Origin of the sequence: Streptomyces sp. NPDC017095, from assembly GCF_044332325.1 — a bacterium.
Taxonomy (GTDB): domain Bacteria; phylum Actinomycetota; class Actinomycetes; order Streptomycetales; family Streptomycetaceae; genus Streptomyces.
Window position 1 is genome coordinate 247,698 of record NZ_JBIROU010000010.1, and the last position, 16,334, is coordinate 264,031.

General features: G+C 73.0%; 14 protein-coding genes. 9 read left to right on the forward strand and 5 right to left on the reverse strand.

Annotated features, from left to right (window positions below):
- Positions 1 to 79: 79 nt before the first annotated feature.
- On the forward strand, positions 80 to 1,270 hold the full coding sequence (locus ACH4OA_RS21980) for a spermidine/putrescine ABC transporter substrate-binding protein (RefSeq protein ID WP_397970277.1): 1,191 nt from the start codon (positions 80 to 82) through the stop codon (positions 1,268 to 1,270).
- Between the two features lie 78 nt (positions 1,271 to 1,348).
- Here ACH4OA_RS21980 and ACH4OA_RS21985 read toward each other — a convergent pair whose 3' ends face one another.
- The 3 genes from ACH4OA_RS21985 to ACH4OA_RS21995 form a co-directional block, all read right to left on the reverse strand.
- On the reverse strand, positions 1,349 to 2,518 hold the full coding sequence (locus ACH4OA_RS21985; RefSeq protein WP_397970280.1) for a serine hydrolase domain-containing protein: 1,170 nt from the start codon (positions 2,516 to 2,518) through the stop codon (positions 1,349 to 1,351).
- A 165-nt stretch (positions 2,519 to 2,683) separates the two neighbouring features.
- Positions 2,684 to 3,367, reverse strand: a complete 684-nt coding sequence (locus tag ACH4OA_RS21990) for a glycerophosphodiester phosphodiesterase (RefSeq protein WP_397940464.1) — start codon at positions 3,365 to 3,367, stop codon at positions 2,684 to 2,686.
- Between the two features lie 68 nt (positions 3,368 to 3,435).
- A complete protein-coding gene (locus ACH4OA_RS21995) occupies positions 3,436 to 4,503 on the reverse strand; it encodes an adenosine deaminase (protein WP_365877889.1) in 1,068 nt (355 codons plus the stop codon).
- A gap of 530 nt (positions 4,504 to 5,033) precedes the next feature.
- Between ACH4OA_RS21995 and ACH4OA_RS22000 the strand changes: the two genes are divergently transcribed.
- Positions 5,034 to 5,798, forward strand: coding sequence for a DUF4190 domain-containing protein (locus tag ACH4OA_RS22000; protein ID WP_397970282.1), 765 nt, complete (start codon positions 5,034 to 5,036; stop codon positions 5,796 to 5,798).
- Positions 5,799 to 5,934: 136 nt separating this feature from the next.
- Here ACH4OA_RS22000 and ACH4OA_RS22005 read toward each other — a convergent pair whose 3' ends face one another.
- Positions 5,935 to 6,498, reverse strand: a complete 564-nt coding sequence (locus ACH4OA_RS22005; RefSeq protein ID WP_397970284.1) for an NADAR family protein — start codon at positions 6,496 to 6,498, stop codon at positions 5,935 to 5,937.
- A gap of 208 nt (positions 6,499 to 6,706) precedes the next feature.
- Here ACH4OA_RS22005 and ACH4OA_RS22010 point away from each other — a divergent pair, with 208 nt between their 5' ends.
- From ACH4OA_RS22010 to ACH4OA_RS22035, 6 genes are read left to right on the forward strand one after another with little or no spacing between them, the layout of a single operon-like run.
- Entirely contained in the window at positions 6,707 to 8,242 is a 1,536-nt protein-coding gene (locus ACH4OA_RS22010) for a gamma-aminobutyraldehyde dehydrogenase (protein ID WP_397970287.1), read from the forward strand.
- 53 nt (positions 8,243 to 8,295) lie between these two features.
- Positions 8,296 to 9,543, forward strand: coding sequence for a spermidine/putrescine ABC transporter substrate-binding protein (locus tag ACH4OA_RS22015; protein ID WP_397970290.1), 1,248 nt, complete (start codon positions 8,296 to 8,298; stop codon positions 9,541 to 9,543).
- A gap of 5 nt (positions 9,544 to 9,548) precedes the next feature.
- Entirely contained in the window at positions 9,549 to 10,718 is a 1,170-nt protein-coding gene (locus tag ACH4OA_RS22020; protein ID WP_365877899.1) for an ABC transporter ATP-binding protein, read from the forward strand.
- Positions 10,718 to 11,647 carry an ABC transporter permease gene (locus ACH4OA_RS22025; protein WP_397940473.1) on the forward strand — a complete coding sequence of 310 codons (930 nt, stop codon included), beginning with the start codon at positions 10,718 to 10,720 and terminating at the stop codon, positions 11,645 to 11,647. The genes ACH4OA_RS22020 and ACH4OA_RS22025 overlap by 1 nt, the downstream gene beginning before the upstream one ends.
- Before the next feature lies 1 nt (position 11,648).
- Positions 11,649 to 12,449 (forward strand): ABC transporter permease, encoded by an 801-nt coding sequence (locus ACH4OA_RS22030; protein WP_397948602.1) that lies wholly within the window; start codon positions 11,649 to 11,651, stop codon positions 12,447 to 12,449.
- A 34-nt stretch (positions 12,450 to 12,483) separates the two neighbouring features.
- Positions 12,484 to 13,914, forward strand: coding sequence for an NAD(P)/FAD-dependent oxidoreductase (locus tag ACH4OA_RS22035; protein ID WP_397970293.1), 1,431 nt, complete (start codon positions 12,484 to 12,486; stop codon positions 13,912 to 13,914).
- Between the two features lie 27 nt (positions 13,915 to 13,941).
- Here the strand turns inward: ACH4OA_RS22035 and ACH4OA_RS22040 are convergent, their stop codons facing one another.
- Positions 13,942 to 14,088, reverse strand: coding sequence for a hypothetical protein (locus ACH4OA_RS22040; RefSeq protein WP_365884039.1), 147 nt, complete (start codon positions 14,086 to 14,088; stop codon positions 13,942 to 13,944).
- Between the two features lie 155 nt (positions 14,089 to 14,243).
- Between ACH4OA_RS22040 and dnaA the strand changes: the two genes are divergently transcribed.
- Complete coding sequence (dnaA, locus tag ACH4OA_RS22045) at positions 14,244 to 16,208, forward strand: chromosomal replication initiator protein DnaA (protein WP_397970295.1); 1,965 nt, start codon at positions 14,244 to 14,246, stop codon at positions 16,206 to 16,208.
- The last annotated feature ends 126 nt before the right edge of the window (positions 16,209 to 16,334 follow it).

A 16,334-nucleotide genomic window follows, 5' to 3' on the forward strand; every position in this document is an offset into this window, starting at 1 on the left:
ACAAGGTGTCGTGGCGGTACCGGACCGCTCGACGCGGTGTCGATTGCCGCTCCGGGCGGCGCACCGGCATCCTTCCGGGGTGCCTCGGACTTCCTCTCGTACGACCCCGCCGTCCCGCCGCCGGCTCCTCGCCGGTCTCGGCACCGCCGCGCTCGCTGCCCTGGCCGGCTGCGGGGTGCCCGCCGCCTACGTCCGCCCCGGCGACCGGGCCGTGCCCGACCGGTCCGCGGCCGACAAGAAGCTGACCTGGGCCAACTGGCCGCTGTACATCGACACCGACGACGCCGACCCCGACAGGCGGCCCACGCTGGAGGGGTTCGAGAAGCGCACCGGGATAGCCGTCGACTACGCCGAGGAGGTCAACGACAACGACGAGTTCTTCGGCAAGATCAGCCCCGCGCTGATGAACCACCAGTCCACCGGCCGCGATCTGATCGTCATCAGCGACTGGATGTGCGCCCGGTACGTCCATCTCGGCTGGGTGCAGGAGATGGACCGCGCCCGTCAGCCGAACGTGGCCCGCCACCTCGACCCGCTGCTGCGCTCGCCCGCCTTCGACCCCGGGCGCCGCTTCACGGTGCCCTGGCAGTCCGGCATCACCGGCATCGCCTACGACCGCCGCAGGCTGGGCCGCGAGATACGGCGGGTGGCGGACCTCTGGGCGGAGGACCTCAAGGGCCGCGTGACCCTGCTGTCCGGCCTGGACGAGGCGTTCGCGCTGCTCATGCAGGGCAACGGCGTCGACATCACGCGCTGGACCCCCGACGACTTCCACCGGGTCTGCGACCAGGTGGAGCGGGAGGTCAGGCGGGGCCAGATCCGCCGCTTCACCGGCAACGACTACACCAAGGACCTGGTCAGCGGGGACGTCCTGGCCTGCCAGGCGTACTCCGGCGACGTCATCCAGCTCCAGGCGGACAACCCCGACATCCGCTTCGTCGTCCCCGAGGAGGGCGGCGAGCTGTGGTCGGACTCCCTGATGATCCCCGACCGGGCCCGGCACAAGGCCAACGCCGAGCGGCTGGTCGACTACTACTACGACCCCGAGGTCGCCGCGAAGCTGGCCGCCTGGGTCACCTACGTCTGCCCGGTCCCCGCGGCCCGCGAGATCCTGGCCGCCGCCAAGGACAAGGACACCGCCGCCCTCGCCGACAACCCCCTGATCTTCCCGGACTCCGTCCTGCGGGAGCGCCTGGCCGTCGCCCGGGACATCCCGGCCGCCCACCGCACGGAGTTCGCCCGGCGCTGGAACGGCATCGTGGGCCTGTGAACCGGTCCCGGCCGTCGCGGTCGCGTTCCACGGCCCGCACCGCGGTCCCGCCCACGGCATCCGGGGCGTCGGCGCCCGTCAGCGGTTGAACGCGGGGTACGCGAAGCGCTGGGCGGCGGACTGCTGGCCGTCGCCCTTGGAGTCCGTGGAGTTCACCGAGTACACCAGGGTGCGGGACAGGTCGCGGGTCGCGGCGATCGCCGCCGTGTAGCCGGGCCGGGACCCGGTCTTGCCCCAGATCTCTCTGCCGTTCACCTCGAACCGCTCCAGGCCCGCGCCGTACCGCGCCCCGGGCACGTCGGGCAGCGTGAACATCTCCCGTAGCTGCGGCTCGGGCACCACCCGGCCGCGGAACAGCCCCACCAGCAGCCGCTCCAGGTCGGCGGTGGTCGAGATCAGGTCGCCGGCCGCGAACCGGTCGCTCATGTTCCAGTCGGTCACGTCGACCAGCCGGCCGTCGATCCAGTCGTAGCCCCGGTTGTGCGGGCCGTGGATGCGCGGGTCCGCGCCGGCCGGGAACGAACTGCCGCGCATGCCCAGTGGCCGGAAGATCCGCACCGCCGCCTGGTGCGCGTACGAGTCCCCGGTCACCTTCTCGACGAGCAGGCCGAGCACCGTGTAGTGGATGTTGCCGTAGGTCTGCCGCGTGCCGGGCGCGTACGCCGGGCCCTGTGCGACGGCGTCCGCCACGACCTGCCGGGGCGTCAGCGTCTCGAACCGGTGCGGGTATCCCTCCTCGACCGTGTCGCCGAGGGAGGACCCGGGGCGCAGCCCGCTGGTGTAGTTCAGCAACTGCCGTACGGTGACCGGCTCGAACCGGTCGTCGAGCAGACCCGGCAGATAGTGCTGCACGGTGCCGTCGAGGTCGACCCGGCCCTCCGCGGCCAGTTGCAGCACGAGCGCCGCGGTGACCACCTTCGTCACCGAACCGGCCCGGAACCGCGCGTTCTCCAGCGCCGGCGCACCCGTACGGACGTCCCGCACCCCGGCCGTCCCGCGCCAGGTGCCGTCGCCGCCGACGCGGAGCAGCGCCGCCGTGGCGTCGTGGTCGGGCAGCCCGGCGATGGCGGCGGCGAGAGCCTCGGCGTCCGGGCCGGACGCGGCGGGGGCGGAGGCCGCCGGAACCGGTGCGGCGGGCGGGGACGCGGACGCGGCGAACGCCGGCACGGCCAGCGGACCGGCGGCCAGCGCGGCGACGAGACCGGCGGCCAGGACGGCGGTACGGGTGGAGCGGCTGGTACGGCGCATGGGCGGGCTCCTTCAGGGGCCGGGCGGGAGATGCGTGATCATCCTCGGCCACCGGGCCACCGCCCGGAATCCTCACCCAGGAGGGTGTACGACCCTTGCCCGTCCCTGAGTAACCACCCGTACTGTCCGGGGAGTTGTACGGGATCACCCCTACGGGCGCCGCGGTCAGGAGGAGCGCAGCGCGTGCAGGACGCCGATGCGGTTCGTCGTGATCGAGTCCACGCCCAGCTCCAGCAGCCGGCTCATGGAACGGCGGGTGTCCGGGGTCCACACGGACAGCAGACAGCCGTCGCGGTGGACGCGGGCGGCCAGCTCCCGGCCGACCAGCGGGAAGCGGTAGTTGAGCCAGCGCGGCCGGACCGCGGCGAGCAGCGCGGGCCGGGGCGGGGCCAGGGTCGTCCAGGTCAGGGCGATCTCGGCGGCCGGGGCGGCGGCGCGGACGGCGAGCACCGCCTCGGCGTGCGCGCTGTAGTAGACCCGGTCCCGGGCCCCGCTCTGCCCCACCACGTCCAGTATCCGCTCCACCGTGCGGCGGCCGGCCGGCCCGCACAGGTCCACCATCACCCGGCTGTCGCCGGTCGCGGCCAGCGCCTGCGCCAGCGTCGGCACCCCGCCGTCCGTCAGCCCGTGCAGCTCCGCGGCGGACAGCGCGCCGAGCGGCCGGTCGACCCCCCACAGCCGCCGCAGCGTCTCGTCGTGCAGCAGCACGGGGACGCCGTCACGGGTGAGCCGTACGTCGATCTCGACGGCGTCCGCGCCCCGGCCGAGCGCGGAGCGCAGCGAGTCGAGGGTGTTCTCACGGAAGCGGTAGGGGTCGCCGCGGTGGGCCACGGCGGTCACGGTCTGCATGGCCCCCATTCTGGCCGGACCACGCCCCGCCGCCGCCCCGGGGCCCGGCTGGGCCGGTGCCGGGTGGATCAGCCGGCGAGCCAGGCGGCCGTGTACGCGTCGATCTCCCGCGCGATCCGCTCCTTGCCCGCCGGGTCCAGGAAGGCGGCGTCCACCGCGTTCTTCGCCAGGCCGGCGAGGCCCCGTTCGTCCAGTTCCAGGAGCCGCGCGGCCACCGCGTACTCGTTGTTCAGGTCGGTGCCGAACATCGGCGGGTCGTCGGAGTTGATCGTCACCAGCACACCGGCCCGGGTGAACTCCTTGACCGGGTGCTCCTCCAGGGTGCGCACCGCGCGGGTGGCGATGTTGGAGGTCGGGCAGACCTCCAGCGGGATGCGGTGCTCGGCGAGGTGGGCGAGCAGCCTCGGGTCCCGCGCGGAGCTGGTGCCGTGCCCGATGCGCTCGGCGCGCAGCTCGGTCAGCGCGTCCCACACCGTCTCCGGTCCGGTCGTCTCCCCGGCGTGCGGGACGGAGTGCAGACCGGCCGCGATGGCCCGGTCGAAGTACGGCTTGAACTGCGGCCGGGGCACGCCGATCTCCGGCCCGCCGAGCCCGAACGACACCAGCCCCTCCGGACGCACCCGGTCGTCGGTGGCCAGCCGTGCCGTCTCCTCGGCCGCCTCCAGGCCCGCCTCGCCGGGAATGTCGAAGCACCAGCGCAGCACCGTCCCGAACTCCGCCTCGGCGGCCTTCCGGGCGTCCTCGATCGCGTCCATGAAGGCGCGCTCGTCGATGCCGCGCCGGGTGGAGGAGAACGGGGTGAGGGTCAGCTCGGCGTACCGCACCTGCTGGCGGGCCAGGTCCCGGGCCACCTCGTAGGTGAGCAGCCGGACGTCCTCCGGGGTGCGGATCAGGTCCACGACCGACAGGTACACCTGGATGAAGTGCGCGAAGTCCGTGAACGTGAAGTAGTCGGCCAGGGCCTCCGGGTCGGCGGGCACCCGGGAGTCGGGGTGGCGGGCGGCCAGTTCCGAGACGATGCGGGGAGAGGCGGAGCCGACGTGGTGGACGTGCAGTTCGGCCTTGGGCAGCCCCGCGATGAAGTCGCGCAGATCGCGGACGGCGGTGCCGGTGGCGGGTACGGCGGTGTCGGTCAAGGGTCCTCCCCGGGCAGGGCGCCCGTGGACCGGGGTGCGGGGTCCGGGCGCGGTGATCGGCTGATCGGTGACGCGGGTTCATCGTAGGCCCCGGGCCGGGGTGCCCTTTCGGGCCCGTAGCATGACGGGAGGTCCAGCAGAGGGGGAGCTCCACCATGTCCGACGAGGCGCCGCCGCAGTCCACACCGGGGGAGCGGTCCGCCGGACAGGGACCCGCGACACCCCGGGTCTCCCTGGCCAAGACGCCGCCACCGCCCGTCACCGGAGCCCCCCGCCAGGACACGGCCCCGACACCGACCCCCGGCCCTGCCCAGCGACCCCGGCCCGTGACCTCGCTGCGGACGGCGCCGCCCACGCCTGCCGACGCCGAGTCCGAGCCGGTCGATGCCGCGCCCGAGCCGCGGCCCGTCGAGTCCGCGTCGGTCGATGGCGTGCCCGCGTCCGGGCCCGTCGATGCCGCGCCTACGGCCGCCGTACCCGAGCGCCGGTCCGCCGAGTCAGCGCCCGTCAATGCCGTGCCCACGGACGCCGTGCCTGAGTCCCAGCCCGTCGAGTGCGCGCCCGCCGGCACGCCCCCCGCCGCTGGCGCCGGCCCCGGCGCCTCCTCCGGCCCCACGGCCTCTACCGGCCCCACGGCCTCTACCGGCCCCGGCGCCTCGTCCGGCCCGGTGGCCTGGGCCGGACCCGCCGACGGGACCGAGTCCCCGACCGCCGCCGCCCCGCAGCCGAACCCCTCCGCGCCCCCCGCGAACCCGTACACGCCCCCGGCGGACCCGTTCGCGCCGCCCGTGAACCCCTTCGCCCCGCCCTCCGCCGCCGCGGCGCCCCAGCCGCAGTCCTACCCCTTCGCGCCGCCCGCCTCCGCGCCCCCGGTCAACCCCTTCGCCCCGCCGGTCTCCCGTGCGGGAGCGGAACCCGTGCCGCCGCCGCCCATCGCGCCCGACGGTCCCGGGCAGGTGGCGTACGGCTACCCGGGTCCGCCGCGCGCCGGGTACGGTGCCGTCCCCTACCCGGTCGCCGACGGCTACGGCTGGCCCGGTATGCAGGCGCCGAACAACGGCATGGGCACGGCCGCGCTGGTGCTGGGCATCATCTCCGCGCTGGGCTTCTTCATGTGGCCGGTCGCCCTGGTGCTGGGCGTCCTCGCCCTGGTCTTCGGCGGGATCGGCCGGGGCCGGGCGCGCCGCGGCGAGGCGACGAACCCGGGCGTGGCGCTGGCCGGGATCATCTGCGGTGCCACCGGGACCGTCCTGGCGCTGGGCATGGTGGCCTTGGTGATAGCGCTGTACGCCTGAGCGCACCGGACCCCGGGAAGCACGGACCGCGACCATGACCGCGCGCCGTCACCGTAAGAAGCGCACGCCACTCACCGCGCATCCGCGCCGTCACCACAAGAACCGCGCGCCCCCACAGCCAAGCGCACCCGCCCCCTCAGGCCCCCGCCCCCGCCAGCCGTTCCCGTACCTCCATCAGGGCGAAGCCCAGGAGGTTCAGGCCCTGCCAGCGTTCCGGGTCCGTCGCCGCCTCGTCGTCCGCCGCCAGGCCTATGCCCCAGATGCGGTCCACCGGGCTCGCCTCCACCAGCACGCGGTCCCCGGTGTTCCGCAGGAACGTCGCGAGGTCGTCGTGGGCCGCGAACTTGTGCGCGCTGCCCTCGACCACCAGCCGGAAGCGCTCCCGCTCCCAGGTCTCCTCGTCGAAGCCGCGGACCAGGCGCCCCGCCTTCTTCGCCGCGGCGGGATGCTCCGCGGCCAGCACCCGGCGCTCCGCCTCCGCGTCCCCGAACAGCCGGGCCTTGGCCGCCATCATCCAGTGCTCGGCCGTCGCGTACTCCACCCCGTCCACCACGAAGGGTGACGGCCACCACTGGCTCAGGCAGCTCGCCCCGAGGCGCCCGTCCGCCCGTGGTTGGTGCCCCCAGAAGTGCAGGTACCTGATCCGCGCACCCGCCCGGACCTCCCGGATCAGCGCGTCCACCCCGTCGGTCTTTCCCATGCACGCGAGTCTGGCACGCACCACTGACACTCCGTCCGCCCTTTTCCGCCCCGACTCGACACCTGGTCAACTGATTCCGTCGCGTAACCAAAAGGCAACAACGGAATCACTTGTTGATGACCTATGGCTCTGTCAGGATCGGCACTCAATTCGAGCTGGAGCTACGCCACCCACCCCTCGGGAGGGGCGCACGGCGGAGGAGAGCGACATGCACAGTCCGGGCACCGCCACCTCGGAACGATTCGACGCGCAGGGCCGTTTCGCGGACGGCGCGCAGTACCTCGCCGGCCGGCCGGCCACCGGCACCTCGGGCCGCCACCACCCCGTGGTCGACCCCGCCACCGGCCGGGAGGTGTACCGCTACGAGACGGCCGGACCCGACGACGTCGACGCGGCCGTCGCCGCCGCGCGCGCCGCGTTCCCGGGCTGGTCCGCCGCCACCCCGGGCGAGCGCTCCGACGCCCTGCACCGGTTCGCCGCCGTGCTCGCCGGGCGCGCCGAGGAGTTCGCCCGCGCCGAGTCCCTCCAGTGCGGCAAGCCGCTGAAGCTGACCCGCGAGTTCGACGTGCCGGGGACCGTCGACAACACCGCCTTCTTCGCGGGCGCCGCCCGGCACCTCCAGGGGCAGTCGGCCGGTGAGTACTCCGGCGACCACACGTCGTACGTCCGGCGCGAGCCGATCGGCGTCGTCGGCTCCATCGCGCCCTGGAACTATCCGCTCCAGATGGCCGCCTGGAAGATCCTCCCGGCGATCGCCGCCGGCAACACGGTCGTGCTGAAGCCCGCCGAGACCACCCCGCTGACCTCGCTGCTGTTCGCCCGGGCCGCGACGGACGCGGGCCTCCCGGACGGGGTGGTCAACATCGTCACCGGGACCGGCAAGGAGGCCGGCGAGCGGCTGGTCGGCCACCCGGACGTGGCCATGACCTCCTTCACCGGGTCCACCGCCGTCGGCAGGCGGGTCGCGGAGATCGCCACCGCCACCGTCAAACGGCTCCACCTGGAGCTGGGCGGCAAGGCGCCCTTCGTGGTCTTCGACGACGCCGACCCGGAGGCCGCCGCGCACGGCGCGGTCGCCGGCGCGCTCATCAACAGCGGGCAGGACTGCACGGCCGCCACCCGCGCCTATGTGCAGCGGCCGCTGTACGAGGCGTTCGTGGAGCGGACGGCCGCGCTGATGGAGACCGTCCGGCTCGGTGACCCGTTCGCGCCCGGCACCGACCTCGGACCGCTGATCTCGCACGCCCACCGCGACCGCGTCGCCGCCTTCGTGGACCGGGCGCGGGGCTACGCGCGCGTGGTCACCGGCGGTGAGGCCCCGGGCGGCGAGCTGGCGGGCGGCGCCTACTACCGGCCCACCCTGATCACCGGCGCGGCCCAGGACAGCGAGATCGTCCAGGCGGAGATCTTCGGTCCCGTACTGGTCGTGCTGCCGTTCGACAGCGATGATGAGGGCATCCGGCTGGCCAACGACACGCCGTACGGTCTCGCCGCCTCCGCGTGGAGCACCAGCGTCTACCGCGCGAACCGGGCCACCCGCGAGATCAGGGCGGGGTGCGTCTGGGTCAACGACCACATCCCGATCATCAGCGAGATGCCGCACGGGGGCTACAAGGCCTCGGGCTTCGGCAAGGACATGTCGGCGTACTCCTTTGAGGAATACACGCAGGTCAAGCACGTAATGTTCGACAACACCGCGGTGGCCGAGAAGGACTGGCACCGCACCGTCTTCGGGGACCGCTAGAGACCGACCCGGCCGCCGACCAGGCCGATCCCTCCCGAAAGGGCACCACGCGCATGGAGCACAACGAGCCCGACCGTCCGACCCCGCCACCGGGGGCCGCCCTCCGGCGCGGCCCGCGCGGCGGCCGGGCCGCCCCGACCCGCCGGTCCGTGCTGCGGACCGCCGCAGCCGGGGCGCTCACGGCCGGCGGCCTCGGGGCGCTGAGCGGCTGCGGGATCCCCGCGGCGGGCCGGAACCCGGGCGGCACCTCCGCCCAGGACCACTCGGCCGCGGAGAAGGTGGTGAACTTCTCCAACTGGACCGAGTACATCGACGTGGACGCCGGCGGCAAGCACCATCCGACGCTGGAGACGTTCCGCCGGCGCACCGGGATCACGGTCGACTACACCGAGGACATCAACGACAACAACGAGTTCTTCGGCAAGATCAAACCGCAGCTCGCCGCGGGCCAGGACATCGGCCGCGACCTGATCGTCCTCACCGACTGGCTGGTCGCCCGGCTGATCCGCCTCGGCTGGGTCCAGAAACTGGACGTGTCCAACCTGCCGCACGCCTACCGCAACCTCTCGCCCCAGTTCCGCGACCCGGACTGGGACCCCGGGCGGGCGTACTCCTATCCGTGGCAGGGCATCTCCACCGTCATCGCCTACAACAAGAAGGCGCTGGACGGCATCGAGGTGACCTCGGTCTCCGACCTGCTCGACAACCCCCGGCTCAAGGGCCGCGTCGGCTTCCTGTCGGAGATGCGCGACAGCGTGGGCATGACCCTGCTGGACATGGGCAAGGACCCGGCGCGGTTCACCGACGACGACTACGACGCCGCCATCGCCCGCCTCCAGAAGGCCGTCGACAAGGGCCAGATCCGCCGCTTCACCGGCAACGACTACACGCCCGACCTCGCCAAGGGCGACTTCGCGGCCTGCCTCGCCTGGGCCGGCGACGTCGTCCAGTTGAAGGCGGACAGCCCGGACGTCGGCTTCGTCATCCCGGACAGCGGCTACGTGACGTCGACCGACAACCTGTGCGTGCCCAACAAGGCACGCCACAAGACGAACGCCGAGCGGCTGATCGACTTCTACTACGAGCCCCGGCAGGCCGCCGCGCTCGCCGCGCAGATCACCTACGTGACGCCGGTCGACGGAGTGCAGCCCTACCTTGCGAAGATCGACAAGGACGCGGCGGACAACCCGCTGATCGTCCCCGACCGGGCCATGCAGGCGAAGTCCCATGCCTTCCGCTCCCTGAGCCAGAAGGAAGAGACGGCCTACGAAGAGAAGTTCGCGAAGCTCACAGGGGCGTGACGACGATGACGACCACACCGGACAACAGCGGCGACGTCCGCCTCTCCGGCATCTCCAAGACCTACGGCTCCTTCACCGCCGTACACCCGCTGGACCTGACCGTGCCGGAGGGCTCCTTCTTCGCCCTGCTCGGCGCCTCCGGCTGCGGCAAGACCACCACCCTGCGCATGATCGCCGGCCTGGAGGAGCCCACCTCGGGCACGGTCCGGCTCGGCGACCAGGACGTCACCCGCCTGCCGCCGTACAAGCGGCCGGTCAACACGGTCTTCCAGTCCTACGCCCTCTTCCCGCACCTCGACATCTTCGAGAACGTCGCCTTCGGCCTGCGCCGGCGCGGCATCAAGAGCGTGAAGAAGCAGGTGGAGGAGATGCTGGAGCTGGTCCAGCTCGGCGAGCAGGCGCGCAAGAAGCCGCACCAGCTCTCCGGCGGCCAGCAGCAGCGCGTCGCCGTGGCCCGCGCCCTGATCAACCACCCCAGGGTGCTGCTGCTGGACGAGCCGCTCGGCGCCCTCGACCTGAAGCTGCGCCGCCAGATGCAGCTCGAACTCAAGCGCATCCAGACCGAGGTCGGCATCACCTTCGTCCATGTCACGCACGACCAGGAGGAGGCCATGACCATGGCCGACACGGTCGCCGTGATGAACGGCGGCCGGGTCGAGCAGCTCGGCGCGCCCGCCGACCTGTACGAGAACCCGCGCACCACCTTCGTCGCGAACTTCCTCGGCACCTCCAACCTCATCGAGGCCGAGGTCGACACCAGGAGCGGCGACGACATCGTGCTCAGGGCGGGCGGCGGCAAACTGGTGCTGCCCGCGGCCCGGTGCGCCACGCCGCCGGCGGCCGGCGGCAAGGTGCTGGCCGGCATCCGCCCGGAGAAGATCTCCCTCACGCACGCCGGCGAAGCGGGCGGCATCCCGGCGGGCCGCAACCGCGTCACCGGGACGATCTCGGACGCCAGCTTCATCGGTGTCTCCACGCAGTACGTCGTCGACAGCCCCGTCTGCGCCGGGCTGTCGGTGTACGTCCAGAACGTCGAGCGGGACACCCGGCTCGTGCCCGGCGCCGAGGTCGTCCTGCACTGGAGTCCGGCCCACACCTTCGGCCTGGACGCCGCGCAGTCCCCGCTCGCCGGCACGGTGGACCCCGCGGGCACCGAGGAAGAGGCCGCCGCCTGATGGACACGCTCACCGAGGCGCCCCCGCCGCTCAGCCCCGCCGCGCCCGAGTCCGGGCCCGCGCGCCGGCGCGGCCGGTTCACGCCGTACTGGCTGCTGCTGCCCGGCCTGCTGTGGCTGGTCGTCTTCTTCGCGCTGCCGATGGTCTACCAGGCCTCCACCTCCGTGCAGCAGGGCTCCCTGGAGGACGGCTACCGGGTCACCTGGCACTTCGCGACGTACTGGGACGCCCTGTCCGCGTACTGGCCGCAGTTCCTGCGGTCCGTCTGCTACGCCGCCGCCTCGACCGCCCTGTGCCTGCTGCTGGGCTACCCGCTGGCCTATCTCATCGCCTTCCGCGCCGGCCGCTGGCGCAACCTGATCATGGTCCTGGTGATCGCGCCGTTCTTCACCAGCTTCCTGATCCGCACCCTGGCCTGGAAGACGATCCTCGCCGACGACAGCCCGGTCGTGCACGTCCTGACCGCGGTGCACGTGCTGGACCTGACCGACTGGCTCGGCTGGACGGCCGGCGACCGGGTGCTGGCCACCCCGCTGGCCGTGGTGTGCGGACTGACGTACAACTTCCTGCCGTTCATGATCCTGCCGCTGTACACCTCGCTGGAGCGGATCGACGGGCGGCTGCACGAGGCGGCCGGCGACCTGTACGCCAAGCCGTGGACCACCTTCCGCAAGGTCACCTTCCCGCTGTCCATGCCGGGCGTGGTCTCCGGCACGCTGCTGACCTTCATCCCGGCGGCCGGCGACTACGTCAACGCCGAACTCCTCGGCTCCACCGACACCCGCATGATCGGCAACGTCATCCAGACGCAGTTCCTGCGCATCCTCGACTACCCGACGGCGGCGGCCCTGTCCTTCATCCTCATGGCCGCCATCCTGGCCATGGTCACGTTCTACATCCGCCGGTCCGGAACGGAGGATCTGGTCTGACATGCCCCTCGTCACCTGGCTCAAGCGCCGTCTCGTCGTCCTCGCCGGGCTGCTGACGCTCGCCTACCTCCTGCTGCCGAACGTCATCGTCACGGTGTTCTCCTTCAACAAGCCGAAGGGGCGCTTCAACTACGCCTGGCAGCGGTTCTCCACGGACGCCTGGCAGGACCCGTGCGGAGTCGCCGGCCTGTGCGGCTCGCTCTCCCGCAGCCTCCAGATCGCCGTATGGGCGACGGCCGGCGCCACCGTGCTCGGCACGATGATCTCCTTCGCGCTGGTCCGCTACCGCTTCCGCGCGCGCGGCGCCGTCAACTCGCTGATCTTCCTGCCGATGGCGATGCCCGAGGTGGTCATGGCCGCCTCGCTGCTCACCCTGTTCCTCAACATGGGCGCCCAGCTGGGCTTCTGGACCATCCTGATCGCCCACATCATGTTCTGCCTGAGCTTCGTCGTCACCGCCGTCAAGGCGCGCGTGATGTCGATGGACCCGCGTCTGGAGGAGGCCGCCCGGGACCTGTACGCCGGTCCCGCGCAGACCTTCCTGCGGGTCACCCTGCCCATCGCGGCACCCGGGATCGCCGCGGGCGCGCTGCTGTCGTTCGCGCTCTCCTTCGACGATTTCATCATCACCAATTTCAACGCCGGTTCGACCGTCACGTTCCCGATGTTCGTCTGGGGATCGGCGCAGCGCGGAACACCCGTGCAGATCAACGTGATCGGCACCGCCATGTTCCTGCTGGCCGTCCTGTTCGTCCTGGTCGCGATGGCCGTCACGAACCGCCGGAACAAGCAGAAGGCATAGACCTTCCCGCGACCCTCTGTAGGGAGTTGAAATCATGGCCCCGAGCGCCATGAGCCGTGGCACAGACAGCTGGATCGCCTCTCTCTCCGAAGCCCAGCCGGTCCCGTACTGGCTGGAAGACCCCGGCAAGCCCGCCGCCGAGCCCGCCCTCACCGCCGCCGAGACCTGTGACCTGCTGGTCGTCGGCGGCGGCTACAGCGGACTGTGGACCGCGCTGAACGCCAAGGAGCGTGACCCGCGGCGCGAGGTGGTCCTGCTGGAAGGCCGCGAGGTGGGCTGGGCCGCCTCCGGCCGCAACGGCGGCTTCTGCGCCGCCTCCCTCACCCACGGCCTGCCCAACGGCCTGACCCGCTGGCCCGGCGAGATCCACAAGCTGGAGGAGCTGGGCCGGCGCAACCTCGACGAGATCGAGGCCGCGCTCCTGCGGCACGGCATCGACTGCGACTTCGAACGCACCGGCGAGATCGACGTCGCCACCGCGCCCTACCAGGCCCGCGAACTGGCCGACTGGCACCGGGAGCTGACGGACAAGGGCCTCGCGGACGGCATCGAGTTCCTGGACGCCGACGCCGTGCGCGCCCAGGTCGACTCGCCCACGTTCCAGGCGGGCCTGTGGGACCGCACCGGCGTGGCCATGCTGCACCCGGCCAAGCTGGCCTGGGGCCTGAAGCGGGCCTGCCTCGCGCTGGGGGTGCGGGTGTACGAGCACACGCCCGCCCTGACGCTGAAGCACTACGGCGCCGGGATGGCCGTACGCACCCCGTACGGCACCGTCCGCGCCCGCAAGGTCGCGCTCGGCACCAACATCTTCCCCAGCCTGCTGCGCCGCGTGCGCTCGTACACCGTCCCGGTCTACGACTACGCGCTGATGACCGAGCCGCTGACCGACGACCGGCTCGCCTCGATCGGCTGGCACAACCGGCAGGGCCTCGGCGACAGCGCCAACCAGTTCCACTACTTCCGGCTGTCCGCCGACAACCGCATCCTGTGGGGCGGCTACGACGCGGTCTACCCCTACGGCGGCCGGGTGCGCGCCGAGTACGACGACCGGCCCGAGACGTACGCCAAGCTGGCCGGGCACTTCTTCACCTGCTTCCCGCAGTTGGAGGGCGTCCGTTTCACCCACGCCTGGGGCGGCGCGATCGACACCTGCTCGCGTTTCTCCGCGTTCTTCGGCACCGCCCACCAGGGCCGGGTGGCGTACGCGGCGGGATACACGGGCCTCGGCGTCGGCGCCACCCGGTTCGGCGCGGACGTGATGCTGGACCTGCTGGACGGCGAGCACACCGAGCGGACCGCGCTGGAGATGGTCCGCCGGAAGCCGCTGCCGTTCCCGCCCGAGCCGTTCGCCTGGACCGGGATCGCGCTCACCAAGTGGTCCCTGGCCCGCGCGGACGCCCACGGCGGCCGGCGCAACCTGTGGCTGCGCGCCATGGACCGGCTGGGGCTCGGCTTCGACAGCTGACGGAGCCCGCCCGGGCGCGGCCCGCCGTCACCCGTCCCGCCCGCCGGAGGACCGGTCGCCCCGCCAGGCGGCGTACAGCGTGGAGAGCCCGATCGCCACGGTGGACACCGCCTCGGGCGGGATGCCGGACAGGACGAGCACCACTCCGGTCAGCAGGACCGCGAGAAATGCCACAAGATCGGTTCGCCCTCGGGGGCCGCGCATTGATATGCCTTTCTCCACTCCTGGCGGGGACGGGAGACAGACTGGCGCGGCCGTCCGGTGTTGCGCCACGCGGCACAGTTGCCGGTGGCCGCAACACCCGGGCGCCGTGGCGCGAGAGGGCGGGGATGAGTGTTCTGGTGCCGCTGGGCGGCGATCTCCCGGAGGAGTCCCGGGTGTTGGCGGAGGCGTTACGGCGCCTGTTCGCGGGCCTCGGCGTCAGCGTGCGCCGGTACGCCGCCCGCCGGCACCGGGACCCCGGCTCCCTCTCCCGGTTCCTCAACGGCACCCGCGTGCCGCCCTGGGAGTTCGTCCACGACCTGATCCACGACGTCGCCGAGGAGCAGGGCCGCGCCCCCACCGCGGAAGCCGTCGAGCTGCTGCGTCGGCTGCACCGCACGGCGCTGGCGAGCAGCGGCTCCCCGCAGCACCGGGTGCAGGCGCTGGAGGACGAACTCGCCGACGCCGACCGTCAGTCGCTGCGCTCCGCCGCCCTCGTCCGGGCGCTGGAGGGCGCGCTGGCCGACGCGCAGCACCGGGCCGCCGACCTGGAGGTGCGCATCCGCGGGCTGCACGGCCGGCAGGACCGCGCGGACGCCGAGAAGGACAAGGCCCTGCGGCTGTACCAGGACCAGGTGACCGCGCTGCTGCGGGAGCGGCAGGACCTGATGGAGCAGGTGGAGGCGCTCGGCGAGGAGCTGCAGGACGCCCACGCCCGGCGGGTGCGCGCGGAGCGGCGGTGCGAGGAGCTGGAGCGCCAGCTCGTCGCGGCCGAGGAGCAGGCGGACCGGGAGAGCGCCCCGGCCCCGCACGGACCGCAGGGCACCGGCCCGCAGGGCTACGGCGCGGAAACCGGCGGACCCGGCACGGGCGGCCCGGCACACGGCGGACCCGGCACCGGCGGCCCGGAGGGCGGCGGGCCCGGCGGGTACGGTCCGGACGGTGGCGGGCCCGGCGGGTACGGTCCGGACGGGAGCGGTAGGGCGCGCCGGGCCGTGCCGGGGGCGGGGCCGGCGGCGGGCGACGACCCGGCCCGGCACGGTCTCGACCCGCGGCTCGTCTTCGACACCTTCGTCGTCGGCGACAGCAACCGCTTCGCCCACGGCGCGGCCCGGGCCGTGGCCGAGGCACCGGCCACCCTGTACAACCCGCTCTTCGTCTACGGCACTTCGGCCATCGGCAAGACCCACTTGCTCTGCGCCATCGGCCACCAGGCCCGCGGCAACCGGCCGGGCACCCGGGTGCGCCGGGTGACGGCCGAGCAACTGGCCGACGAGTACCTCGGCGCGGGCCGCGGCGCCGGTCTGGACGCGTTCCGCCGCCGCTGCCTGGACCTGGACCTGCTCCTGGTGGACGACATCCAGTTCCTGCCCGACCGGGGCGGGCTGCACGAGGAGTTCCGGTACCTCTTCGACGAGCTGTACGGCGCCGGCCGGCAGATCGTGGTCTCCTCGGACCGCCCGCCCAAACAGCTCACCGACCTCGGCGACCGGCTGCGCGGCCGGCTGGAGTCCGGTCTGATCACCCACGTCGGGCCGCCCGAACACGCGGTGCGGGTCGCCCTGCTGCACCGCACGGCACGCCAGGAGGGCATCGACGCGCCGGCCGAGACGCTGGACTACATCGCCTCGCAGGTCCGGCGCAACGTCCGCGAGCTGGAGGGCGCGCTCGTGCGGGTGCGGGCCTTCGCCGCGCTGAACCGGCAGCCGATGGACGTCGACCTGGCCGCCATCGTGCTGCGCGACCTGGTCCCGGACCGCGGACCGTCCCGCGAGGAGGACGCGGCCCGGCGGATCATCGAGATGACCGGCGTCTACTTCGGCGTGACGGCCGAGGCGCTGTGCGGCCGGGAGCGGAGCCGCGCCCTGGTGACCGCCCGCCAGATGGCCATGTACCTGTGCCGGGAACTCACCGACCTGTCACCGCCGCGGATCGGCCAGCTCTTCGGCGGCCGGGACCAGTCATCCGTCGACCACGCGGAGCGCAAACTGCGCGCGCTGATGGCCGAACGGCGGTCCATCTACAACCAGATGACCGAACTGACCGCGCGGATCAAGGAGGTCGACGGGCCGCACATCGGCCGCTGGGTGTGACCCGCGTCACTTTGAGCGGCGCCCCGACCCGCGTAATGCTCCCCGCCCGCCCTCCTCTCACCTCCCGGCGCCATCGCGCCATGCGGCGACCGAGAAGTCGTCGGCGATCGCGAAGGCGTACGGAAA